Source organism: Bacillus luti (assembly GCF_009739945.1).
GTDB lineage: Bacteria > Bacillota > Bacilli > Bacillales > Bacillaceae_G > Bacillus_A > Bacillus_A luti.
In genome coordinates, this window is record NZ_CP040336.1 from 2,594,013 (window position 1) to 2,613,011 (window position 18,999).

Here is an 18,999-nt window from a genome sequence, read left to right on the forward strand (position 1 = left end):
ATGATGAGTTACACCAAATATCGGAAATATATAATAGAAAATAAATTTCATATAGAGGTGAAATTATATGCCTAAAATTGATAATATGTTAGCGATTCTATGGATGCTTCGTTCAGGTAAAAAAATTACTGCAAATCAAATCTCAGAAAAGTTAGAGATTAATATAAGGACTGTGTATCGTTATATTGATACACTTTCAACAAGTGGCGTACCTATAATTTCAGAACCAGGACATAACGGTGGATACACTTTACTGAATAATTTTATTGAGGCTCCTCTTTTTTTTGATTTTGAGGAGCAAACTTCACTATTTCACGCTGCTGTTTTCGCAGAAGAAGCCGGATATTATGGAGGTGAAGCACTAAATAGGGCCATTTCAAAACTAAGTAAATACTCAAATCAAGAGCAGGAAACAAAGATAAACCAACATTTAACTAATCTTGAAGTAATAAGTCGATTACGTCCACTCTCTATAGAACCTTTTTTGAAGGAGTTGGAGCAGGCCGTAGCTGACGGGTATTCAGTAAAAATTCTTTACCATAAAAGTGGCGAAAAGCAATTAAATTATAGATTAGTCGATCCATACAGAATTATCTTTTGGAATAATAAGTGGTATGTGATTGGATTTTGTCATCTTAGGAATGATATCCGTAGTTTTAGAGTAGATCGAATTGAAAGTCTAATGCTAACCGAAAATAAGTTTAACCGGCCAAAAGATTTTTCAGCACGTGACTTTTTTATAAAAAACCTCCTTCCAACTATAGAAGATAAGGAAGAGATTATTTCTTTGGTTATAAATGGAGATAAAAGTGTATTGGCTGATATTTGCCAGCATTGGTTTTTAGGACATTATTTACAAGAACGGACTTCAAATCAAGCAGTTTTTCTTCTTGAAAAAGATATAATTCATACATATGTACCTTATTTACTTTTACCGTACAATAAATCTATTAAAGTTATTGAGCCGATAAGTCTTAAGAAAAGACTTATTGAAGTGCTGTCGGAATTAATAAAATTTCATCAAGTATGATAACTTCCCTGACGTTAGCTGTCAGGGAAGTTATCATATAATAGCTATATCAATTGTGATTGGAGTGCTATTGGATGCAAACAAAAAAAGTTTTTCTATATGTATTTAATACAATGTCGGACTGGGAATATGGATATTTAATTGCTGAACTAAACTCAGGAAGATATTTCAAAAAAGATTTAGCACCTTTAAAAGTAATTACAGTAGGAGCTAATAAAGAATTGATTACTACTATGGGAGGACTGAGCATAAAACCAGATATTTCCCTTGATGAATGTATTCTTGAGAGTAAAGATCTTTTAATTTTACCAGGAGGGACTACTTGGAGTGAAGAAATTCATCAACCTATCTTGGAGAGAATTGGCCAAGCTTTAAAGCTGGGCACTATTGTTGCTGCAATTTGTGGTGCAACTGATGCCCTCGCGAATATGGGATACTTGGATACTAGAAAACATACAAGTAATAACCTAGAATATACTAAAATGGTATGTCCTAATTATAAAGGAGAAAAGTTCTATGAGTTGGGATCTGCGGTATCTGATGCGAATTTAGTTACTGCATCAGGAATAGCTCCTCTGGAATTTGCAATGGAGGTACTGAAAAAAATAGATGTATTTACACCAGATGCATTACATTCATGGTATAACCTAAATAAGACTCATAAACCTGAATACTTCTTCCAGTTAATGAATTCAATAACTAGATGAGCTAAAAAAAACAACTTAGCAGATTTATATTAGTTTAAATAAAAACCATGCTTTAGACAACGTCAAAGCATGGTTTTTGAATATAATTTAAAAATGCTTATAGGGCTTATAGGGGTTTGATCCCTTATAGAGGAATAGGAATGAAAAAGCCCAATTTCTATTAATTAACGGTGAAGTTGGATTCTTTAGTATTGAAAAATCCTTAACGTTGTAAATCCGCATTTTCCTAACGGTACCCCAATAATCAAGCTTGTTTAAAAAGAAAAACGTTTTTTATACCTGAGGATAGTGAAAACTTCGCGTCTTTCTTACAAATATCGTGAATTTATTTCGAATTCACGTAGTTTTCTGTCAATTAAAAGAGACAAACTTGGATATATATGCTAACATCAGGGAGGAATTGTAAAGGAAGTTGGAAAAATGGAGGTAATTATGAAAACTTTCATATATATGGTGAGACACGGAGATTCACCGAAATTTGGAAAAGAAGAGACAAGAGGATTAACTGAAAAAGGAAAATTAGATGTTCAACGAATAACAGATGCATTACAAGGTGAGGGAATCGACGTTGTTATCTCAAGTCCATACAATCGCTCAATTCTAACTGTTCAGCAGTTAGCAAAGCAAATAGGACAAGAAGTTATAGTATTTGAGGACTTAAAAGAGAGACTTTTTATTGCTGAAGAGGAACGAATGTCGGATAAAGAATTATTCCCTTTGATAGAAAAGTCATTCTTAGAGCCCGACTTTGCTTTAATGGGAGGAGAGTCGAATATCGACTGTCAGAAACGTGCTATAAAAGGTTTAAAAGAATTATTAAACACCTATCGAGGACAGAAAGTAGTATTAGGCACTCATGGAGCTGTAATGACTTTGATGATGGGATATTATGACAGCAAGTATGATTTGAATTTTTTACTACAGACATCAAAACCAGATATATATAGAATGGAATTCAATGGGCAGGAATTGGTGGACGTTAAAAGGTTGTGGGAAATTTCATAGATTGACTTTATTCATCCATAGCTTACCTAAATGGCGTGTATTATAAGAAAAAGGGTTACTGTGGTAACCCTTTTTCTTATGGCACTGACGGGGATTGAGTTCAACAATATAAAAATTCGGTTCTTAGCGTACAAAATTCACTTTTGGTTCTTGCTATCCCGAAGTGAAATGGGAGGGAATGTTTTTGGACAGGATATTTTTAAAGTTATTTTTTAAATCAATCCTATTTGTTTTCTTATGCGGTATTGTTGTTTTTTCTATATTTCAGATTATTTTTGTCTGGAGTGTTTCGACAGGATTAGGGAGAGATGATATAGTCGGATTTTCTGATAATAAGTATGTAATTGGTCGTCCACCTGTTAGCTATAATTTATATAAAAAAGATAGCGGGGAAACTATATTAGATAATGTTATTGGTTATAAAAAAGGAACAACTAAAAGCTATATTCGGAATGAAATTGAATTTGTAGTGATAAATGAGACACAGGGTAGCTATGAATTGTATAAAATAGAAAAGGCTTCAGAAAAGGATATAGAACGGCTGAAAGAAATGAAGAGATTAGAATAAAAGAGACTATCTGAAAGGTAAAAATGTACACTTGTTATTGTTAAATCTAAAAAATGGTTTAGACTGATAACTAGGTTTTATTTTATAAAAAGAATTATTATTAAAATAAAGCATTAGGGGTTCAGTCCCATGCCCTTAAGCTAATATTTTGAAGTGTGCTCAAAACGAAAATTTTCTTCGTTTTGGGGAACTACCAATTTCTTAAGTTGATGGGCATGTGACGGTACCCCTAGATGATAAAATAGAGTACTAAGCATCCGATGTGAAAACAGATATCCCTGAATCAAAATTTTTATGGAAATGAAAACTCTTTTGGTCACCCAGGCGCAGGAGGTGCATTCTGTTTTGACTATCCAGATGAAAAGTTAGGTTATACTTATGCGATGAACAAACATGGCCAATGAACCAAGCGAACTGACGCTAAGAAAAACCCTGTTCAGTTGCCAATGAAAAAATGAAAATACGTAAAAATAGTTAGAAATATTTTTATGTTGTATGGTTTTTGGCTATGAATAGTGGAATAAATATTAAGTATTCAACAGTTCAAATAAAACGAGTCATCTTTTTATTTTAGGAAGAAAGATGACTCGTTTTATGCTAAAATTCGCTTAGTGTATATTTTCGTTAAAATGTGGGTGCCCCCCCTTTTAGCAAAACCGGAGTGGAAATGATGAGTATAAATAGTTTTGTGGGATTGATAAAGGACGAATTATTAAAAGAGGTAAGCATAAGAAGTGAGGATGCATTCGAGCCTGTAGTAGTTAAAGATATTCCTAGACTTTGGAAGTGTTTAGGGAAAGGTAATTATGCCGCAGTATTCATGCACAGAATGTACAAAGATTGGGTAGTGAAAGTTTACGCGCGAGAAGGAGAAGGAATTGAAAAAGAGTCAGAAGTATACCGAAGAATCGGAAATCATCCTTCTTATTCGAAGCTTATATATAAAGGAGAAAATTTCATAGTATTGAAACGTTTAAAAGAAATTACCTTATACGATGCTATTCATAAGGGGATTAAAATTCCTAAGCAGGTGATCCTTGATATCAATGAAGCTTTAGAGTATGCAAGGGAACAAGGGTTAACTCCTTGTGATGTTCACGGGAAAAATGTAATGATGGAAAAAGGAAAGGGATATGTAGTCGATGTATCTGATTTCTTAAAAACAAAAGAAGATAGTAAGTGGAGAGACCTAGAAAAGGCATATTTTACATTTTATGTGCCTTTCATTTATAAATTGCCTTTCCCTGTTAAAATACCGTATTTTATGTTAAATATTGTTAGACGTTCGTATAGAAACTATAAGAAGCTAAAAAAGAAATTCGAATTGTAAAAGGACCGTACATTTTAGATATGTCTAATTTGTACGGTCCTAATTTTATAAGTTCATAAAGTACGTCCTTTTTGTTTTCCATAAACATTTCTTCTTTTATAAAACAAAAGCAATCTAACAAGAATATATATACAGCATTACAAATCAACATTTTCCTGTTAAACCACCTTTTTTAAATAGAAATACGACTGATAAAACGATAACAACAGCCTTCAAACTGCCCCAATATGGATAAATAGCATGATTTGTTAGATTAGCATGTTGAAAAATGTTCTCTAAACCAAAAATCCCAATAATGACTGCTAAAAGAAAAGCGGCTTTTCCTATAGTCGTATTACGATAGAGGGTAAATAAATATAGTGCAAATATAAGTGGTACGATGATTTGTAGTAAAAGTGTCACAAGTAGTCCTCCTAGTTTATTTATAAGTATATTATATACAAAATTGTAATAAAAAGGAATATGAGTTAATTGATACTAATAAGACTACTCTAATCATACTCTTCTATTAAAAAGAAGAAAAAGGGGTGGAAAGTTAATTGACAAAAATTAAGGTTCGTTTACAACCCATCGTTCATAACATAAATTTACCTACTGTATTGAAAACAACTATTCTTCCAGGTGAATCGACCGAAAGACTATTTATCGCAACTCAATTAGGAGAGGTTTTTTACATAGGAGACGGAGTTATAAAAACATTTTTAAATATTCGTCCACGAATTATTAAATTAGGTACATTTGAAGAAGGTGTTGCTAGTAGTGGGTATGATGAGCGAGGATTGCTAGGACTTGCGTTTCATCCTCAATTTCATCATAATGGTTTGTTTTATCTTCATTATTCAGTAGCTGGAACTCAAGGACCTGGTGCACTTTCTGAACAATTTAAACCGAATCCGTGTGACCCTAAAACGTTAAACTTAAAGTGGGTTAATAGAAATACGCAATATGATCATATTGATACAATTGAAGAATGGGTTTTACAATCAAATGGTCAACCTCAAAAACGAAGAACATTACTTAATATAAAACGCCCATTTTTTAATCATAACGGAGTAAATACGTTAAACTTTTCTCCTGAAACGGGAAAACTTGTTTTTACAAATGGAGATGGTGGATCGGGATATGATCCATTTAATTTAAGCCAAGATGATTTAGAAATAGCAGGTAAAATAATTGAAATCGATGTAAGTAGAGATACATTCATAAATAATCCTCCAGTAGTTACACGCTTTAATGAACTTCCTCTATCTACACAAGAAATACTTACAGTAATTGCGAAAGGTGTTCGTAATATAACCGGTATTTCATTCCAAAGGTTTTATAATCAATATATTAAATATACAGGTCATGTCGGACAGGATATTGTAGAGTCTATTTTTTCATTTGTTCAATATAAACCGATACCGGTTACCGAACTTGTTCAAATGCATGTAATGAGGTTCCCTTCCAATCAAGATGGATTTATTAATTTTGGTTGGAGAGGATGGGAAGGAGAATTACCTACTTCTTTTATAAGGCACTGTTCTGAGAATCCTACTTTGGATGAGAGAACAATGGCTTATTATAATGAAACAATAATATTATCCGCAAAGCGTATTCAGCCACTAATTAGTTATTTTCATAAAGATCCCAGACCAGATAAGTTTGGAGGAACTTCACTAACAGGCGTTCAGCCATATATGGGAACTGCAATCCCGAATTTAAATGGTAGTGTTGTATTTAGTGACCTTGCTAAGAAAGAAGATTCTCGGCCGCCAGTTAAAGGTGTTTTAGCATATACTAGAGCTGGTACAGACGTTAAACATACTGACTTTCATGTTATTGAAACTAATTATGATTTCGGTACGCAAGCAGCTTATTATATGAGTTTAGGAACAAATTTGGATCAAACTAGGTTATATTTAGGAGTTTACGGTTCTATGAAAGTAACTGATTTTAACAAAGGTACTATTTTTGAAATTGTTCCTTAATACGATATAAATTCTCAGATTCATTCTTTTTACAATTGTTTATTATATAGTAATTGTTTTCTAGAAGAAGGTAACAAATAAACAATAAGTGTATGAATTAGATATCTTTAGGGGGTATTTCGATGAATCGGTTTGTAACTTATTGGTGTCAACTTATGATAGAGAATGATGCGAACTGTGTTCACAAAAGAAAATTGTCCCTAACAAATAAGTTAGTCATTACAGCTTTAATGAGCGCTTTGGCCACCATGTTTCAAGAGGCGGGGAATTTAATTCCTGGTATAGGATTATTCATTAGTCCTTTTGCGACGTTACCAATTTTTTTTGCTATTTTCTACTCCATTCGTGAGGGAGTACTTTCTTATCTACTTACTATTCTCCTATTATTTATTATTGAGCCGAGTGAACTAATTGTATTTCCCTTTACTACAGGCTTATTAGGTATAGCCTTAGGGCTTTCCTTTAAACAATTCAAGAGAAGAATTTGGGTGGTTTCCTTTTCTGCGATTTGTCTACTTATAGGAATTATGATTGTTCTAGATATTTTCCGTTTTCCCGTACTTGGTCCTACTATTCATACAACTATGGATATAAACATTATTTTATCTATATTTATACTGAGCTTTCTATACTGCTGGATCTATGCAGGGCTTTGTAGAATATTGTTGAATAGAGTATATAAAGTCTGGTTTTAACAATCGTATAGAATGGAGATTTAAAACATGTATAACGTTGAAATTAGGAGACCGAATTCGGATGATTTAGAGGAACTTCACTTGTTTTTCCGTATAGTTATTACGAATACATATAAAAACGAAGGATTATCACAATTATTGGATGACATAGAAAATGAAATTAACATGAAAAAGCAATATTTGAAAAATGATTTTGATAGTAATGGAGAAAAACGTTATTTTTTATTAGCGATTGATACAAATAATGATAAAATCATTGGAACAATTGAAGTTGGTCGAGCAAGTACATTGATTAATAGTTGTACAGGCGGTGTATTTAAAGAGTTGTATGAAATAGGAACTGTATTTATACTTCCGGAGTATCAAAGAAAGGGTATAGGGAGTTTACTACTAAATACAATGTTTCTTACATTACTTAGCAGAGGAATAACAGAATACTGTTTAGATAGTGGGTACAAAAATGCGCAAAGTATATGGACAAAGAAATTCGGAAAGCCTAGTTATATATTGAAAGATTATTGGGGAGATTCAAATGACCATATGATTTGGAAAAAAAGTTTACATGATACACCTATAATATTTGAATTATAAAATGAAATATACCTCTGAACATAGATTTTCTTACGCATGTATGCTATTATTTATCTTTATAATAAAAGAGGACGTGAATGAATTTGATTAAAATTAATATCCCTGAAGCTGATGTTTCAATTACTGAACGTAAACAAGTTATTAAAGGAGACGAGCCAATCATTACTCCAATTAGTGGATTTATCGATTTCCACTTGTTCCCTAGAGATAAAGGCGGCATTTTTATGTTTTACAATATTAATGACGAACTTCTTTTCGTAGGTAAAGCTCGTAAAATTAGACAACGTATTAAGAAACATTTCGAAGACAATGTTTCACCAATTAAAAATCACCGTGATGAAGTATACCGCATTGATGCATGTATCGTAGAAGATCCAACAGAAAGAGAAATTTACGAAACATATATCATTAATGAATACAAAGCAAAATATAACGTTGATAAAGTATTCTATAAATAAGTAATAAAAAACAATCCTAGCACATATACTGGGATTGTTTTTTTTATTTAAAATTAACCCTCATATTTTTCTCCTTTTTTCAAATGATTAGCAACAATAAAACAGCATACCCCTATACATATAAGTACAATTCCACTTGTTTTATGTTTTCCTTCAAAGAAAGGAATATCAGAAATAACATTTGTCATGCATAACCCTACAAACACAAGGATAGGTCCTACCCACAGTAATACATTGCCGAATTTCGTATGTTGCCACATAGTAAGCCTCCTCACCTCTTTTTACATATATATCCATAAATTAAAAGTAAATTCATAGAGAAATATAGTTTTTTTCATATCAAAAATTTAACCTTCATATATTGGTACAAGCAAACAAGAAAGGGGACCATCATGAATTGGTTAGAAGCTTTTATATTAGGGATCATACAAGGTTTAACAGAGTTTTTACCGATAAGTAGTACAGGTCATCTTTATTTAGGAAGGCATTTATTTCAATTAGATGAAGCAGGATTGTTTTTAGATACGATGCTGCATATTGGGACTTTACTTGCAGTGTTTATTTATTACAAAAAAGAATTTATATATTTAATTAAAAATCCATTTTCAAAACTAATGCTGCTACTTATTGTCGGGACGATACCCGCAGTTGTAATCGGATTGTTATTTAAAGACTTCTTTGAAGATATTTCAAAAACAGGTATTACGATTGGTTGGGAGTTTTTAGTGACAGGATTCTTTCTCTATATGGCAGATAAACAAAAGAATGGTCGTAAAAAAATGGACGATATTACATATAAAGATGCATTTATTATCGGTTCATTTCAAGCAGCGGCTATTTTCCCGGCTATTTCTCGTTCTGGAATGACAATCGTCGCTGCATTATGGAGGAAGTTAGATCGTGAAACTGCTGCTTACTTTTCTTTTTTATTATCAACTCCAGCTATTGCCGGAGCTATCATTTTGCAATTTGCAGATGTTTTTCAAGGGAAAGCAGAATCTATTTCAAGTACATCTTTAATTGTCGGAACGTTATCAGCTGCGTTTTTCGGTTACATAGCCGTTTCATGGATGATTCAATACTTAAAAAATCATTCCTTAAAAGTATTTGCGTATTACGTATGGGGATTAGGTATTTTAATTTTAACGTTGCAATTTACCCATGTGTTTTAATGTAAGTAACTATTTGTTTAGATCCTGTTTCATTCAAACAAGGCAGGGTCTTTTTTCATTAAGGGGGAAAATATGTTTAATAAGGCTGTTGTTATTGGCGGAAGTTTGGCAGGAAAACTCGCAGCAAAAGCATTATCAACTACTTTTAAAGAAGTAATAATTATAGAAGCTGGCGAAAAATGGGATGGAAAAGCTTCGAGAAAAAGAGTTCCACAAAGTAATCACCCTCATGTGTTGTTAAAAGGCGGAGAAAAAGCCATTGAAGAATTGTTTCCTAATATCACCAATGAACTAATTGAAGCAGGGAGTATCGAAAATAACTTTACTCGTGATTTAAAATGGCATCAATTTGGTTTATGGAAACAGCCATTCATAGGAGAAGTACAAATGATTCAACAAAGTAGGCTTTTGCTGGAATGGCATATTCAAAAACGAATCGATCAAATTTTAAATATTACTACTAAATATGAAACATTGGTTGAGGGGTTATTAGTAGATGTAAAGATTCACAAGGTATGTGGAGTAAAGGTTAAATGTTTAGAAACAGGCATGCAAGAAGAAATTCATGCAGATATTATAGTTGATGCAAGTGGATTTGGTTCGAAAAGTATAGAGTGGCTACGAGAATACGACATTGAAGTGCAAGAAGAGAAAGTTCGTATTGATTTATTTTACACAACGAAAATGTTTCAGCTTAAAGAAAATGAAACATTAAACTGCTGTAATATGCTAATGTCTCCAAGTTTCCCTGACAATCCGTATGGTGTTCTTATTCAAACAATAGAGGATAATCGTTATTTTGTGACTTTCAGCGGATATGCGAATGAAAAAGCGCCACAAACAGATGAGGAATTTTATAATTTTGCTGAAAATCTATCAATCTCAAATGTGACTGATTTCCTAAACAAAGCGGAGGCAATTTCACATATCAAAACGTATAAAATTCCTTATCAAGTATGTAGGCGATTTGATTTAGTGAATAATCTACCCGAAAGATTGTTAGTAGTTGGAGATGCACATTGTCGTTTTGATCCTGTTTTCGGGCAAGGTGTTTCAGTAGCTGCTATGGAGGCCCACCAATTGCAGTTACTTTTACAAAGGAGACAAAAGCTTGATAAAACATTTACACAGCAGTTTTATAAAGAGACCGCTCATATAATACAAACTCCATGGGAAATGACTACAACAGAAATATCACGTCATCCTCAGCTAAAAAGAGAATTAACAATAAAGCAAAAATTTCAGCTATGGTATACAAAACAAATATATCAACTATCTGCAACTGACTCTGACGTTTATATTCGATTAGTAAGAGTGATGAATTTAATTCGTAGTCCATTTCATTTATTTCATCCGAAAGTGCTACTTGCTGTGTTACTGAAGCGAAAGAAATAGCAGGAAATTAATCGATTTAAAAAGAATATATAACATTTAGTAGATATAGAAGGAGTAATCGAGATGAAAATATACATAGAACAATTAAAGAAAAACGATGCTAAGGATTTATTTACGTTTGAACTTATGAATAAGTCTTTTTTTGAAACAATGGTACCAAATCGTGGGTCGCAATATTTTGATTTTGAATATTTCCAAAAATTACTAGACGATTTATTAATAGAACAGACGGATGGAGATTCTTATTTTTATTTAATTCGTAATGAAGAAAAAGAAATTGTAGGACGAATAAATTTAGTAGATATAGATATGGAAACTCGAAGCAGTTCGTTAGGTTATCGGGTCGGAGAAAAGTTTACTAAAAAAGGAGTTGCAACAGCAGCTGTAAAATTAGTTTTAGACGTAGCGCAAAATAATGAAATTAATGAAGTTCATGCTAAAACAACTACTAATAATCTCGCATCACAAATTGTACTAGAAAAAAGCGGATTTGATTCTTATCATAACGAAGCAGATACAACATCTGTAGAATTAAACGGAGAACATGTGAAGTTTGTATATTATAAATGGAGAAATACTTCGTGCTTATAATAAGGGGGACTTATTCATGAATGATTTACGTTATCCAATTGGCCAATTCACATACAAACGTCCTATAACGGAAGAAATGATTGATACATGGATTCAAGAAATTGAAAATTTACCTAATGAACTAACAAAGGCAATCAAAGATTTAGATCAGAAACAGTTAGACACACCGTACCGCGTTGGCGGGTGGACGGTTCGTCAAGTAGTTCATCACGTTGTTGATAGCCATATGAATAGTTACATACGCTTTAAATTAGCACTAACAGAGAAGAATCCAACGATTAAGCCATATAAAGAAGAAAAGTGGGCAGAACTACCTGATTCTAAATTACCAGTAGATGTTTCACTAGTAATGTTAGATTCATTACATAAAAGATGGGTTAACCTTTTATATTCTTTAGAACTTGAAGATCTAGAAAAGACATTTAACCATCCAGAGACTGGTGAAACAAAACTCGCTGCTGCAATAGGACTATACGCATGGCATGGCCGACATCATACAGCTCATATTACCTCGTTAAGAAAGCGACTTAATTGGTAACATGGAGATTACATTAGAGAAGGCGACAGAAAGTGATGCAGTATCGTTATTTCAAATGCAAATAGACTCATTTAACCCTTTATTAAATAAATATAAAGAATATGAAACAAACCCAGCAAATGAATCTATTGAAAAAACTATTTTAAGGATAAATAATCCCCGCAGTAATTTTTATAAGATGATGATAGATTCGAACCTTGTTGGAGCGATATGTATATCCCAAAAAGAAATACCTTATAAATTTTGGATCAGTCCAATGTTCATTCATCCAATTTATCAAGGGAAAGGAATCGCTCAAAAGGTACTTATTTTAATTGAAGAGATGTTTCCAAAAGCACGAAGTTTTGAACTTGCTACAATTTTAGAAGAAGAAAGAAATTGTTTTCTATACGAAAAAATGGGGTATAAAAGAACAGAAGTAATAAAGAAATTAAATGATAAAACTACACTTATTTATTACAAAAAAGAAAGGTAAAGCATTTGAAATACGCTTTACCTTTTTATGTTATTTTAGATTAAATATACAATATCAATGCATATTCTTCCAAAACACTCGGGTTAGTAATTTTAAAAATGAATAAACATTCATAAAATGACTATTTCGTCGTATATGTTACCAATGCTTTTTGAATACTTAAAACACTATCGTCACCTTTAAATTCTTTCGTAATTGGTGCACTTAAACTAGATACCCAAATTTTAAGTTCTGCATCTAAATCAAAATGCCCAGCTGTTTCAATACTAAATTGTGTAATGCTTTTATAAGGAATAGAATGATACTCCGTCTTTTTACCTGATATCCCTTGTTTATCTACTAATATAAGACGACGATTTGTAAATACGATTAAATCACGAATTAATTTATAAGCATGTTCAACTTTCTCATCGTCTAGCATAATCTTCTCTAAATCACGTTCAACGCTTTCTGTACTCGCATTTGATGCATTTCCTAAAATACCACTAAATAAACCCATATGAAATTCCTCCTTTAATATCTGTGGAATGAGTTACTTATATTGTACCATGTTACTAACTTAGAGATTATGACATTACTTTAGTAGTTTTTGGTTATTGTTGTAATTAGTTTATATAACCTCATCTTAAAATCTTGTGCTAATATAGAAATAAGAAAAATGAAGCAGAGGGATATAACATGAAGAATACCGGTTTAGTATTAGAGGGCGGAGGAATGAAAGGTTTGTATACTGCCGGCGTACTCGAATATTTTATGGAAAAGAACTTATTCTTTCCTTATGTAGTCGGCGTATCAGCTGGAGCCTGTATGGGAGCAACTTATTTATCACGTCAAAAAGGGAGAAATAAAAAAGTAAATACAGAGCTAGTAGCAGATCACCGTTATATATCTTATCGAAATTTAATTCGAAAACGTGAATTATTTGGAATGGATTTTTTATTTGATGAAGTACCAAACAAAATTGTTCCATTTGATTTTCAAACTTTCTTAAACTCAAATGAACAGTTTGTAATAGGAACGACAGATTGTGAGTCAGGACAGGCTATTTATTATAATAAAACAGAACATGGAAATGATATTTTAAAAATCATTCGTGCCTCAAGCTCTGTACCGTTTATAGCACCTGCTGTAGAATACGATAATCGAAAGTTGTTAGATGGAGGGATTATAGATCCTATTCCAGTTCTAAAAGCTCAAAATGATGGTTATGAAAAGAACGTTGTAATTATGACAAAGCCAGAAGGATACGAAAAGCAACGGAATAGATTTTCTGGACTGGCTAAAATTTTATATAGAAAATATCCGAATATCGCAGAATCTTTAGTAGAACACTATCGTTTTTATAATGAGACGATATCTTATATGAATCAAATAGAACAAAAAGATAATTTTTATGTCATTCAACCAAGTGTACAACTTCCTATAAGCGGTATAGAGAGAAATAAAGAAAAGCTCGTTAATCTATATAATCTTGGGTATAAGGATGCTCAATATCATTATGAAAACTTATTAAATTGGCTGGAGAAATAGAGGGGGAAAAGTTGAAATTAGGAAAAAGGGTTATTTTTAATGAATTGCAGAAAATGTATAGTCCACTGCATAAACCGTTTCCTTATCGTGACATTCGAAAAATAAGGAAAGACTACAAAAACATTTTTAAAGAAGATGATTGTATCAGTTCTGATTTCAATTATTATTGGATGCATACAACAGGACCTTTAAGTTTCGTGCTTAATAATAATGAAAAGGATATTGCCTTTGACCAAATAAATTGGCTAAGAAAATCGTTTTTTGAATGGTTTCCGCAATATCGTTTTCTAGAAACTGAAATTGTGAAGTATCCTATTTTGTATAGAGATTTCATGAATCATGAGAAGACCCGAAAACTATTAATTTATTACCTTACTGAATAAAAGTGAAAACGTACAGGTTACAATACTTGTGCGTTTTTGTGTTCATAAAATATACAATAATAACAACTTGTTTATATAGGAATTCTTATTATGAAAAAGAAGTACATATAGAGTATTACAAAGGAGGGAAGAGGAGTGCGTTCAATAATTAGTCCTAAGTTAGAGGAACTTATTAATCAATTGAAGAATGGAAAAGAGAAAGCTTTAAATACTTTTTTACGTGAATTAAGGTCAATTCATACGCCATTAATCGAACAATGCCCTGCAGATAATCAGTTTAAGCTTATAACGTATATATGGTTAGGAGATCGACAAACTGAAAACGTTTATGTATTCGGTAGCTTCCCTGGTTGGGATCTGACTGTAAATCAATTACAACGGTTGCTACATACAGATATTTGGTTTAAAACGTTTAGAACGGATAAGGCATTTATTTCAACTTACTATTTTTCAGTAAATGATTTTTTTGAAAATGATTGGATAAAACGTAGTGAGCAGTACGAACTAGACCAATTTAATGGAGATACATTTGGAGATAGTGCCAATAAAGCATCTGTATTTAAAATGGATATGGAAATGCAGTATGATAGTCGGTTCACTTTAAATCATTATCCATCTGGAGAGATTGAGACTTATTCATTCTACAGTTCAACTTTAAATAATACACGTAAAATCCATATTTATACGCCTCATAATTATTCTCATAGTTCCCATCCTCATGAACTTCTCATTGCATTTGATGGGAATTCGTTTATTCAGAACCTTTCAATCGAAAAAACACTCAATTATTTAATTTATAAAAAAGAAATTCCATCTTGTATTGCCATTGCTATAGATCCTGTTGATCGGTTAGAAGAGCTAACTTATAACGATAAAATGAATACATTTTTAACAACGGAATTAATACCGTGGATGCAAGCTAAGTATCACGTATATCAAGAAGCGAAACATATAACAATTGCTGGTTTCAGCCTTGGTGGCTTAGCAGCTTTTTATGCAGCACTTCAAAATCCACATATTTTCGGAAACGTGTTGTCAATGTCTGGTTCTATACATTGGAAAAAGAATGATTATGAAAATACAATTTCTTGGATTGAAAGTCAAATTTCAACTATACATTTTAATAGGACTCAACCAAATTTTTATATTGCAGCAGGAGAGCTTGAAAACAAACCTCTTTTAACGGCTAATAGACGCCTGTATAAAGCTTTAAAAGAAAAAGAATACCAAATTACTTATGAAGAGTTCCAAGGTGGTCACGACGGTATTTGGTGGCGAGAAAAGTTATTTGATGGGTTGAAAGCATTAAAACTTACAAAAACGACACTGAAAAATAAAAAGGAGAGAGAATCTATGAATCAAGAAGAACTAGATAAAAAACTAAAAAAGCAAGAGATTTTAGTAAAAGATGAGAAAGTTTGGTCCTATACGTATGAGCATCACATCAGTTCTATCGTTAAAGAGGCGGAAAAGAAAGGGTCATTTGATAATTTACTTGGTAAAGGGAAACCTCTTAATCTTGATAAAGATCTTTCGTACAATCCTGAAAAGCAATTGTATAGAACGCTAAAGAATAATCATGTGTTACCTAGGTGGATTGAGCTTTCAAAGGAAATTGATAATTTAAAAGAGAGACTAAAAGAACATAAAAATACGGCAGAAGCAGCGGATTTAATTCGAACTATTAATAAAAAGGTTTTAGAACATAATCTACTTTGTCCACCAAGTGCGCAAAAAACGAGGGCGAAAATGGACTTTTAACAATTTTCAATGAAGCTATCTCGTGCTATATAATTAAGGAAGGCATTTTCAATTCATTATTAAAGGGAGGCAAATGTGATGAAGAATACGTATCAACTTCAAATTCCGAAAGAACTAGAGCAGTATCGTAGTATTTTAGAAGAAAGTATAAAACCGTATATTAAAGTGTCTGGAACATTAGCGGAGACAACTCTTTTTGAAAGCAAGTTTGGTGGTTATCCGTATTTACCTACAGATCAAGAGCATCCTAAAGGTTCAAATGGACAACCTATGATGTTGCTTGCGCAGCTAAACTTTGCAGAAATGCCGCATATTGAATATATGCCTCAAAAGGGCATATTACAGTTTTTCGTAAGTGCTGACGATGATCTTTTTGGAGCAGATTTTGATCACCTAACAACCCAAAAAGACTTTCGAATTATTTATCATTCTACAGTTACAGAAGATTTATATAAGGTTATTACTGATTTTAGTTATTTAAACACTTTAGAATTAGAAGACTTTATCATACCTGAAGCAGCGAAACTAAAGTTTGAATTGGGTCATCAACCCGTAACATCAAGAGATTATCGATTTGAAAAGATTTTTAACGATAACATTGATTGGGAAGAAATCGTTGATAAAGAAAACAATACAGAATTAGGCGAACTGTATGATGATTTATGCGAAGATCAAGGGCATAAAATTGGTGGTTATCCATTTTTTACACAGACAGATCCAAGAGAATGGCAAGAAAAATACAAACAGCATGATGTGTTATTGCTGCAAATCGATACAGACGACTCATTAAATATTATGTGGGGAGATTCTGGTGTTGCTAATTTCTTTATAAAGAAAGATGATTTGTTAAATCTAGATTTTTCCAATGTTATTTACAATTGGGATTGTTACTAAAAATATAGAAATAAAATACTAGCAAGCTAAAAAATCTTCCTGAAGATGAGGGGGGATTTTTTTAATGTTAAAAATAAACGTTATGTTAACTAGTGTATAGAACAATAAGTGCATTAAAAGTCAAGCGTAAATGATAGAAATAACAACAAATAAAGTAAAGCTGTAAAACGTGTGTAAATAGCAATAAATTGAACAAGTAAAACATAAAATAAAATTATTAATTTATATTTTGTATAGAAATAATTTTTCTGCATAAAAATTTCTTGTCGATTAAAAATGATTTGGATTCGTTAAATCTTAAGCAATTATTGATTAGGATTTGCTGTGATGGATTTATAGCAACATAAACAATAAAAACTGCAAAAATGTGTTTAGATACGATTTTATGTGAATCTCACTAAAAATCTCTGTTTCGTCTCATTAAGTATAGTTTACTTGGTTTTTGATACCTGATATTACTTTGTTTCTGTAACTGCCTATAATATATATTATGTCAACTAGTAAAAAGTAATAAACTTATTATATATTAGCGGCATGTTTTACACTTCCCTTTTCTTTTTTATTAGTGATTCATTCATTGTTTTGAATTGGTGTGAATTGATAGCTTTTTGGAATTCTAATTGTTTCTTGTATATGATGTTAATTAACAAAATTAAAAACAACTTGTTTAGAATTAATAATTAAACAAGTTGTTTTTAGATTGACCAAACTATATTTATAATTAGTTTTCTACAGCAATTAGTTTGATTTCGATTAATACTTCATTTTGAATTTAAATTTTATATATAATTGAACTTGCTCGTGTATGATTTGATTATCATTACAATTATTCTTTTTGTTGAAAAATATTATATTTACGCTTTAAATGTAAACCTTTATCTTTATGTAAACCTTTATCTTTATAAATCCACTGTGAAAATTTATTAACATTATTTTTACCACTTAGGTATATACGATATTGTCTTTCTTTATCAACAAAACTTAATTTGAATTTATTATCCTCAAGGATATCTTTAAAAGAATTCATAAAATTATACGATCCTCCAACAAAGCTAACAAAATATTTATGGGAGTTTACATGACCATCTCCATCAAAATACCCACGAACAAAATGATGTAAATATTCTTCTGGTACGAAAGGAAATTCGATGTTAAATGATTTACATGGCATGATTCCGTGTATGTTCATTAGATCGTCTTTTATTGTTTTGCTATTAATGTTTAGCATATATACGCCTGTTTTTTTATTTTGATATAGTGGCTGATTGGTGTTTAGTTCTTGTTTTATATCTTCTAAAATGTAACTTTCTTTTTGAGATATACTGACACATTGATTTTCTTTCTGTATAACACCATCTGCTGCTATAAACCCTAATATATAAGCCATGTTATTTGACCATGTTTTAAAATAATCTTCTGTTATGTCATACTTTCTCTTCCAACTCCCTATAGCACGCCTTGGAACGTTGTTGTCTGTTAGAATCATACGAATATACCTTGCAGACACATTAGCAAGTATAGCGATTTCTGAGGTGCTCTTCCCTTCTCCATACAGATGAATGATTTCAGGTTTTGATAGTTTACATTTTGAATTCTTTTTTCCTGTATTTGCACTTACATTCTCTCCTCTCTTTTACTAATTAGAGACATATTTTCTTCTTTAACATACAACGAAACATATGTTCTTTGTTGCTTTTAAGAAGGAATTTACTCAATTAAAACAATTTACATTTACTTAATATTGACTTTATCTGCTGCTGAATAAAGATCATTTTATATATACTAGCAATGAATTTGACGAATTTATGAAATGTACTGCATTTAAGATGAAAGATAAAATGATATAGTTTACACTACAAATAGCTACAATAACAACATACGTACATTGTTAAACGTAAAAAGGAGA

General features: G+C 31.7%; 22 protein-coding genes. 18 read left to right on the plus strand and 4 right to left on the minus strand.

The annotated features are described in order from the left end of the window. Positions 1-67 precede the first annotated feature (67 nt). From EUC40_RS13295 to EUC40_RS13315, 5 genes are all read left to right on the plus strand, one after another. Positions 68-1,030, plus strand: coding sequence for a helix-turn-helix transcriptional regulator (locus EUC40_RS13295; protein WP_156575611.1), 963 nt, complete (start codon positions 68-70; stop codon positions 1,028-1,030). Positions 1,031-1,104: 74 nt separating this feature from the next. Further along, positions 1,105-1,737, plus strand: a complete 633-nt coding sequence (locus EUC40_RS13300; protein ID WP_071712073.1) for a type 1 glutamine amidotransferase family protein — start codon at positions 1,105-1,107, stop codon at positions 1,735-1,737. Between the two features lie 432 nt (positions 1,738-2,169). Further along, positions 2,170-2,742 carry a histidine phosphatase family protein gene (locus EUC40_RS13305; protein ID WP_156576943.1) on the plus strand — a complete coding sequence of 191 codons (573 nt, stop codon included), beginning with the start codon at positions 2,170-2,172 and terminating at the stop codon, positions 2,740-2,742. 184 nt (positions 2,743-2,926) lie between these two features. Further along, positions 2,927-3,310, plus strand: coding sequence for a hypothetical protein (locus EUC40_RS13310; RefSeq protein ID WP_156575612.1), 384 nt, complete (start codon positions 2,927-2,929; stop codon positions 3,308-3,310). Between the two features lie 670 nt (positions 3,311-3,980). Further along, positions 3,981-4,640 (plus strand): protein kinase family protein, encoded by a 660-nt coding sequence (locus tag EUC40_RS13315; RefSeq protein ID WP_071712075.1) that lies wholly within the window; start codon positions 3,981-3,983, stop codon positions 4,638-4,640. A gap of 144 nt (positions 4,641-4,784) precedes the next feature. Here the strand turns inward: EUC40_RS13315 and EUC40_RS13320 are convergent, their stop codons facing one another. Continuing rightward, a complete protein-coding gene (locus EUC40_RS13320; protein ID WP_156575613.1) occupies positions 4,785-5,042 on the minus strand; it encodes a hypothetical protein in 258 nt (85 codons plus the stop codon). 137 nt (positions 5,043-5,179) lie between these two features. Between EUC40_RS13320 and EUC40_RS13325 the strand changes: the two genes are divergently transcribed. The 4 genes from EUC40_RS13325 (at position 5,180) to EUC40_RS13340 (ending at position 8,354) form a co-directional block, all read left to right on the plus strand. Next, positions 5,180-6,610 (plus strand): PQQ-dependent sugar dehydrogenase, encoded by a 1,431-nt coding sequence (locus EUC40_RS13325; protein ID WP_156575614.1) that lies wholly within the window; start codon positions 5,180-5,182, stop codon positions 6,608-6,610. Positions 6,611-6,732: 122 nt separating this feature from the next. Then, positions 6,733-7,305, plus strand: coding sequence for a YybS family protein (locus EUC40_RS13330; RefSeq protein ID WP_156575615.1), 573 nt, complete (start codon positions 6,733-6,735; stop codon positions 7,303-7,305). Between the two features lie 27 nt (positions 7,306-7,332). Further along, complete coding sequence (locus tag EUC40_RS13335) at positions 7,333-7,896, plus strand: GNAT family N-acetyltransferase (RefSeq protein WP_156575616.1); 564 nt, start codon at positions 7,333-7,335, stop codon at positions 7,894-7,896. A gap of 77 nt (positions 7,897-7,973) precedes the next feature. Next, positions 7,974-8,354, plus strand: coding sequence for a nucleotide excision repair endonuclease (locus EUC40_RS13340; protein ID WP_071712080.1), 381 nt, complete (start codon positions 7,974-7,976; stop codon positions 8,352-8,354). A 53-nt stretch (positions 8,355-8,407) separates the two neighbouring features. Here EUC40_RS13340 and EUC40_RS13345 read toward each other — a convergent pair whose 3' ends face one another. Next, positions 8,408-8,614 (minus strand): hypothetical protein, encoded by a 207-nt coding sequence (locus EUC40_RS13345; protein ID WP_156575617.1) that lies wholly within the window; start codon positions 8,612-8,614, stop codon positions 8,408-8,410. A gap of 132 nt (positions 8,615-8,746) precedes the next feature. Here EUC40_RS13345 and EUC40_RS13350 point away from each other — a divergent pair, with 132 nt between their 5' ends. The 5 genes from EUC40_RS13350 to EUC40_RS13370 all read left to right on the plus strand — a co-directional run bounded on the left by EUC40_RS13350 (position 8,747) and on the right by EUC40_RS13370 (position 12,525). Continuing rightward, complete coding sequence (locus EUC40_RS13350; protein ID WP_071712082.1) at positions 8,747-9,526, plus strand: undecaprenyl-diphosphate phosphatase; 780 nt, start codon at positions 8,747-8,749, stop codon at positions 9,524-9,526. A 72-nt stretch (positions 9,527-9,598) separates the two neighbouring features. Then, positions 9,599-10,921 (plus strand): NAD(P)-binding protein, encoded by a 1,323-nt coding sequence (locus EUC40_RS13355; RefSeq protein ID WP_156575618.1) that lies wholly within the window; start codon positions 9,599-9,601, stop codon positions 10,919-10,921. A gap of 63 nt (positions 10,922-10,984) precedes the next feature. Further along, positions 10,985-11,512 (plus strand): GNAT family N-acetyltransferase, encoded by a 528-nt coding sequence (locus tag EUC40_RS13360; RefSeq protein ID WP_156575619.1) that lies wholly within the window; start codon positions 10,985-10,987, stop codon positions 11,510-11,512. A gap of 16 nt (positions 11,513-11,528) precedes the next feature. After that, positions 11,529-12,050, plus strand: coding sequence for a YfiT family bacillithiol transferase (locus EUC40_RS13365; RefSeq protein ID WP_000999083.1), 522 nt, complete (start codon positions 11,529-11,531; stop codon positions 12,048-12,050). A 1-nt stretch (position 12,051) separates the two neighbouring features. Next, positions 12,052-12,525: a GNAT family N-acetyltransferase gene (locus EUC40_RS13370; RefSeq protein ID WP_156575620.1), complete on the plus strand. Its 474-nt coding sequence runs from the start codon at positions 12,052-12,054 to the stop codon at positions 12,523-12,525. A gap of 121 nt (positions 12,526-12,646) precedes the next feature. Here EUC40_RS13370 and EUC40_RS13375 read toward each other — a convergent pair whose 3' ends face one another. Continuing rightward, entirely contained in the window at positions 12,647-13,024 is a 378-nt protein-coding gene (locus tag EUC40_RS13375; RefSeq protein WP_000522462.1) for a PH domain-containing protein, read from the minus strand. Between the two features lie 179 nt (positions 13,025-13,203). Between EUC40_RS13375 and EUC40_RS13380 the strand changes: the two genes are divergently transcribed. From EUC40_RS13380 to EUC40_RS13395, 4 genes are all read left to right on the plus strand, one after another. Next, complete coding sequence (locus EUC40_RS13380; protein WP_156575621.1) at positions 13,204-14,055, plus strand: patatin-like phospholipase family protein; 852 nt, start codon at positions 13,204-13,206, stop codon at positions 14,053-14,055. A gap of 11 nt (positions 14,056-14,066) precedes the next feature. Further along, complete coding sequence (locus EUC40_RS13385; RefSeq protein WP_156575622.1) at positions 14,067-14,438, plus strand: YxiJ-like family protein; 372 nt, start codon at positions 14,067-14,069, stop codon at positions 14,436-14,438. Between the two features lie 135 nt (positions 14,439-14,573). Beyond that, positions 14,574-16,199: a DnaJ family domain-containing protein gene (locus tag EUC40_RS13390; protein ID WP_156575623.1), complete on the plus strand. Its 1,626-nt coding sequence runs from the start codon at positions 14,574-14,576 to the stop codon at positions 16,197-16,199. A gap of 78 nt (positions 16,200-16,277) precedes the next feature. Continuing rightward, complete coding sequence (locus EUC40_RS13395) at positions 16,278-17,093, plus strand: YwqG family protein (RefSeq protein ID WP_156575624.1); 816 nt, start codon at positions 16,278-16,280, stop codon at positions 17,091-17,093. Between the two features lie 826 nt (positions 17,094-17,919). Here EUC40_RS13395 and EUC40_RS13400 read toward each other — a convergent pair. Further along, positions 17,920-18,579, minus strand: coding sequence for an LAGLIDADG family homing endonuclease (locus EUC40_RS13400; RefSeq protein WP_244322159.1), 660 nt, complete (start codon positions 18,577-18,579; stop codon positions 17,920-17,922). Positions 18,580-18,999 lie beyond the last annotated feature (420 nt).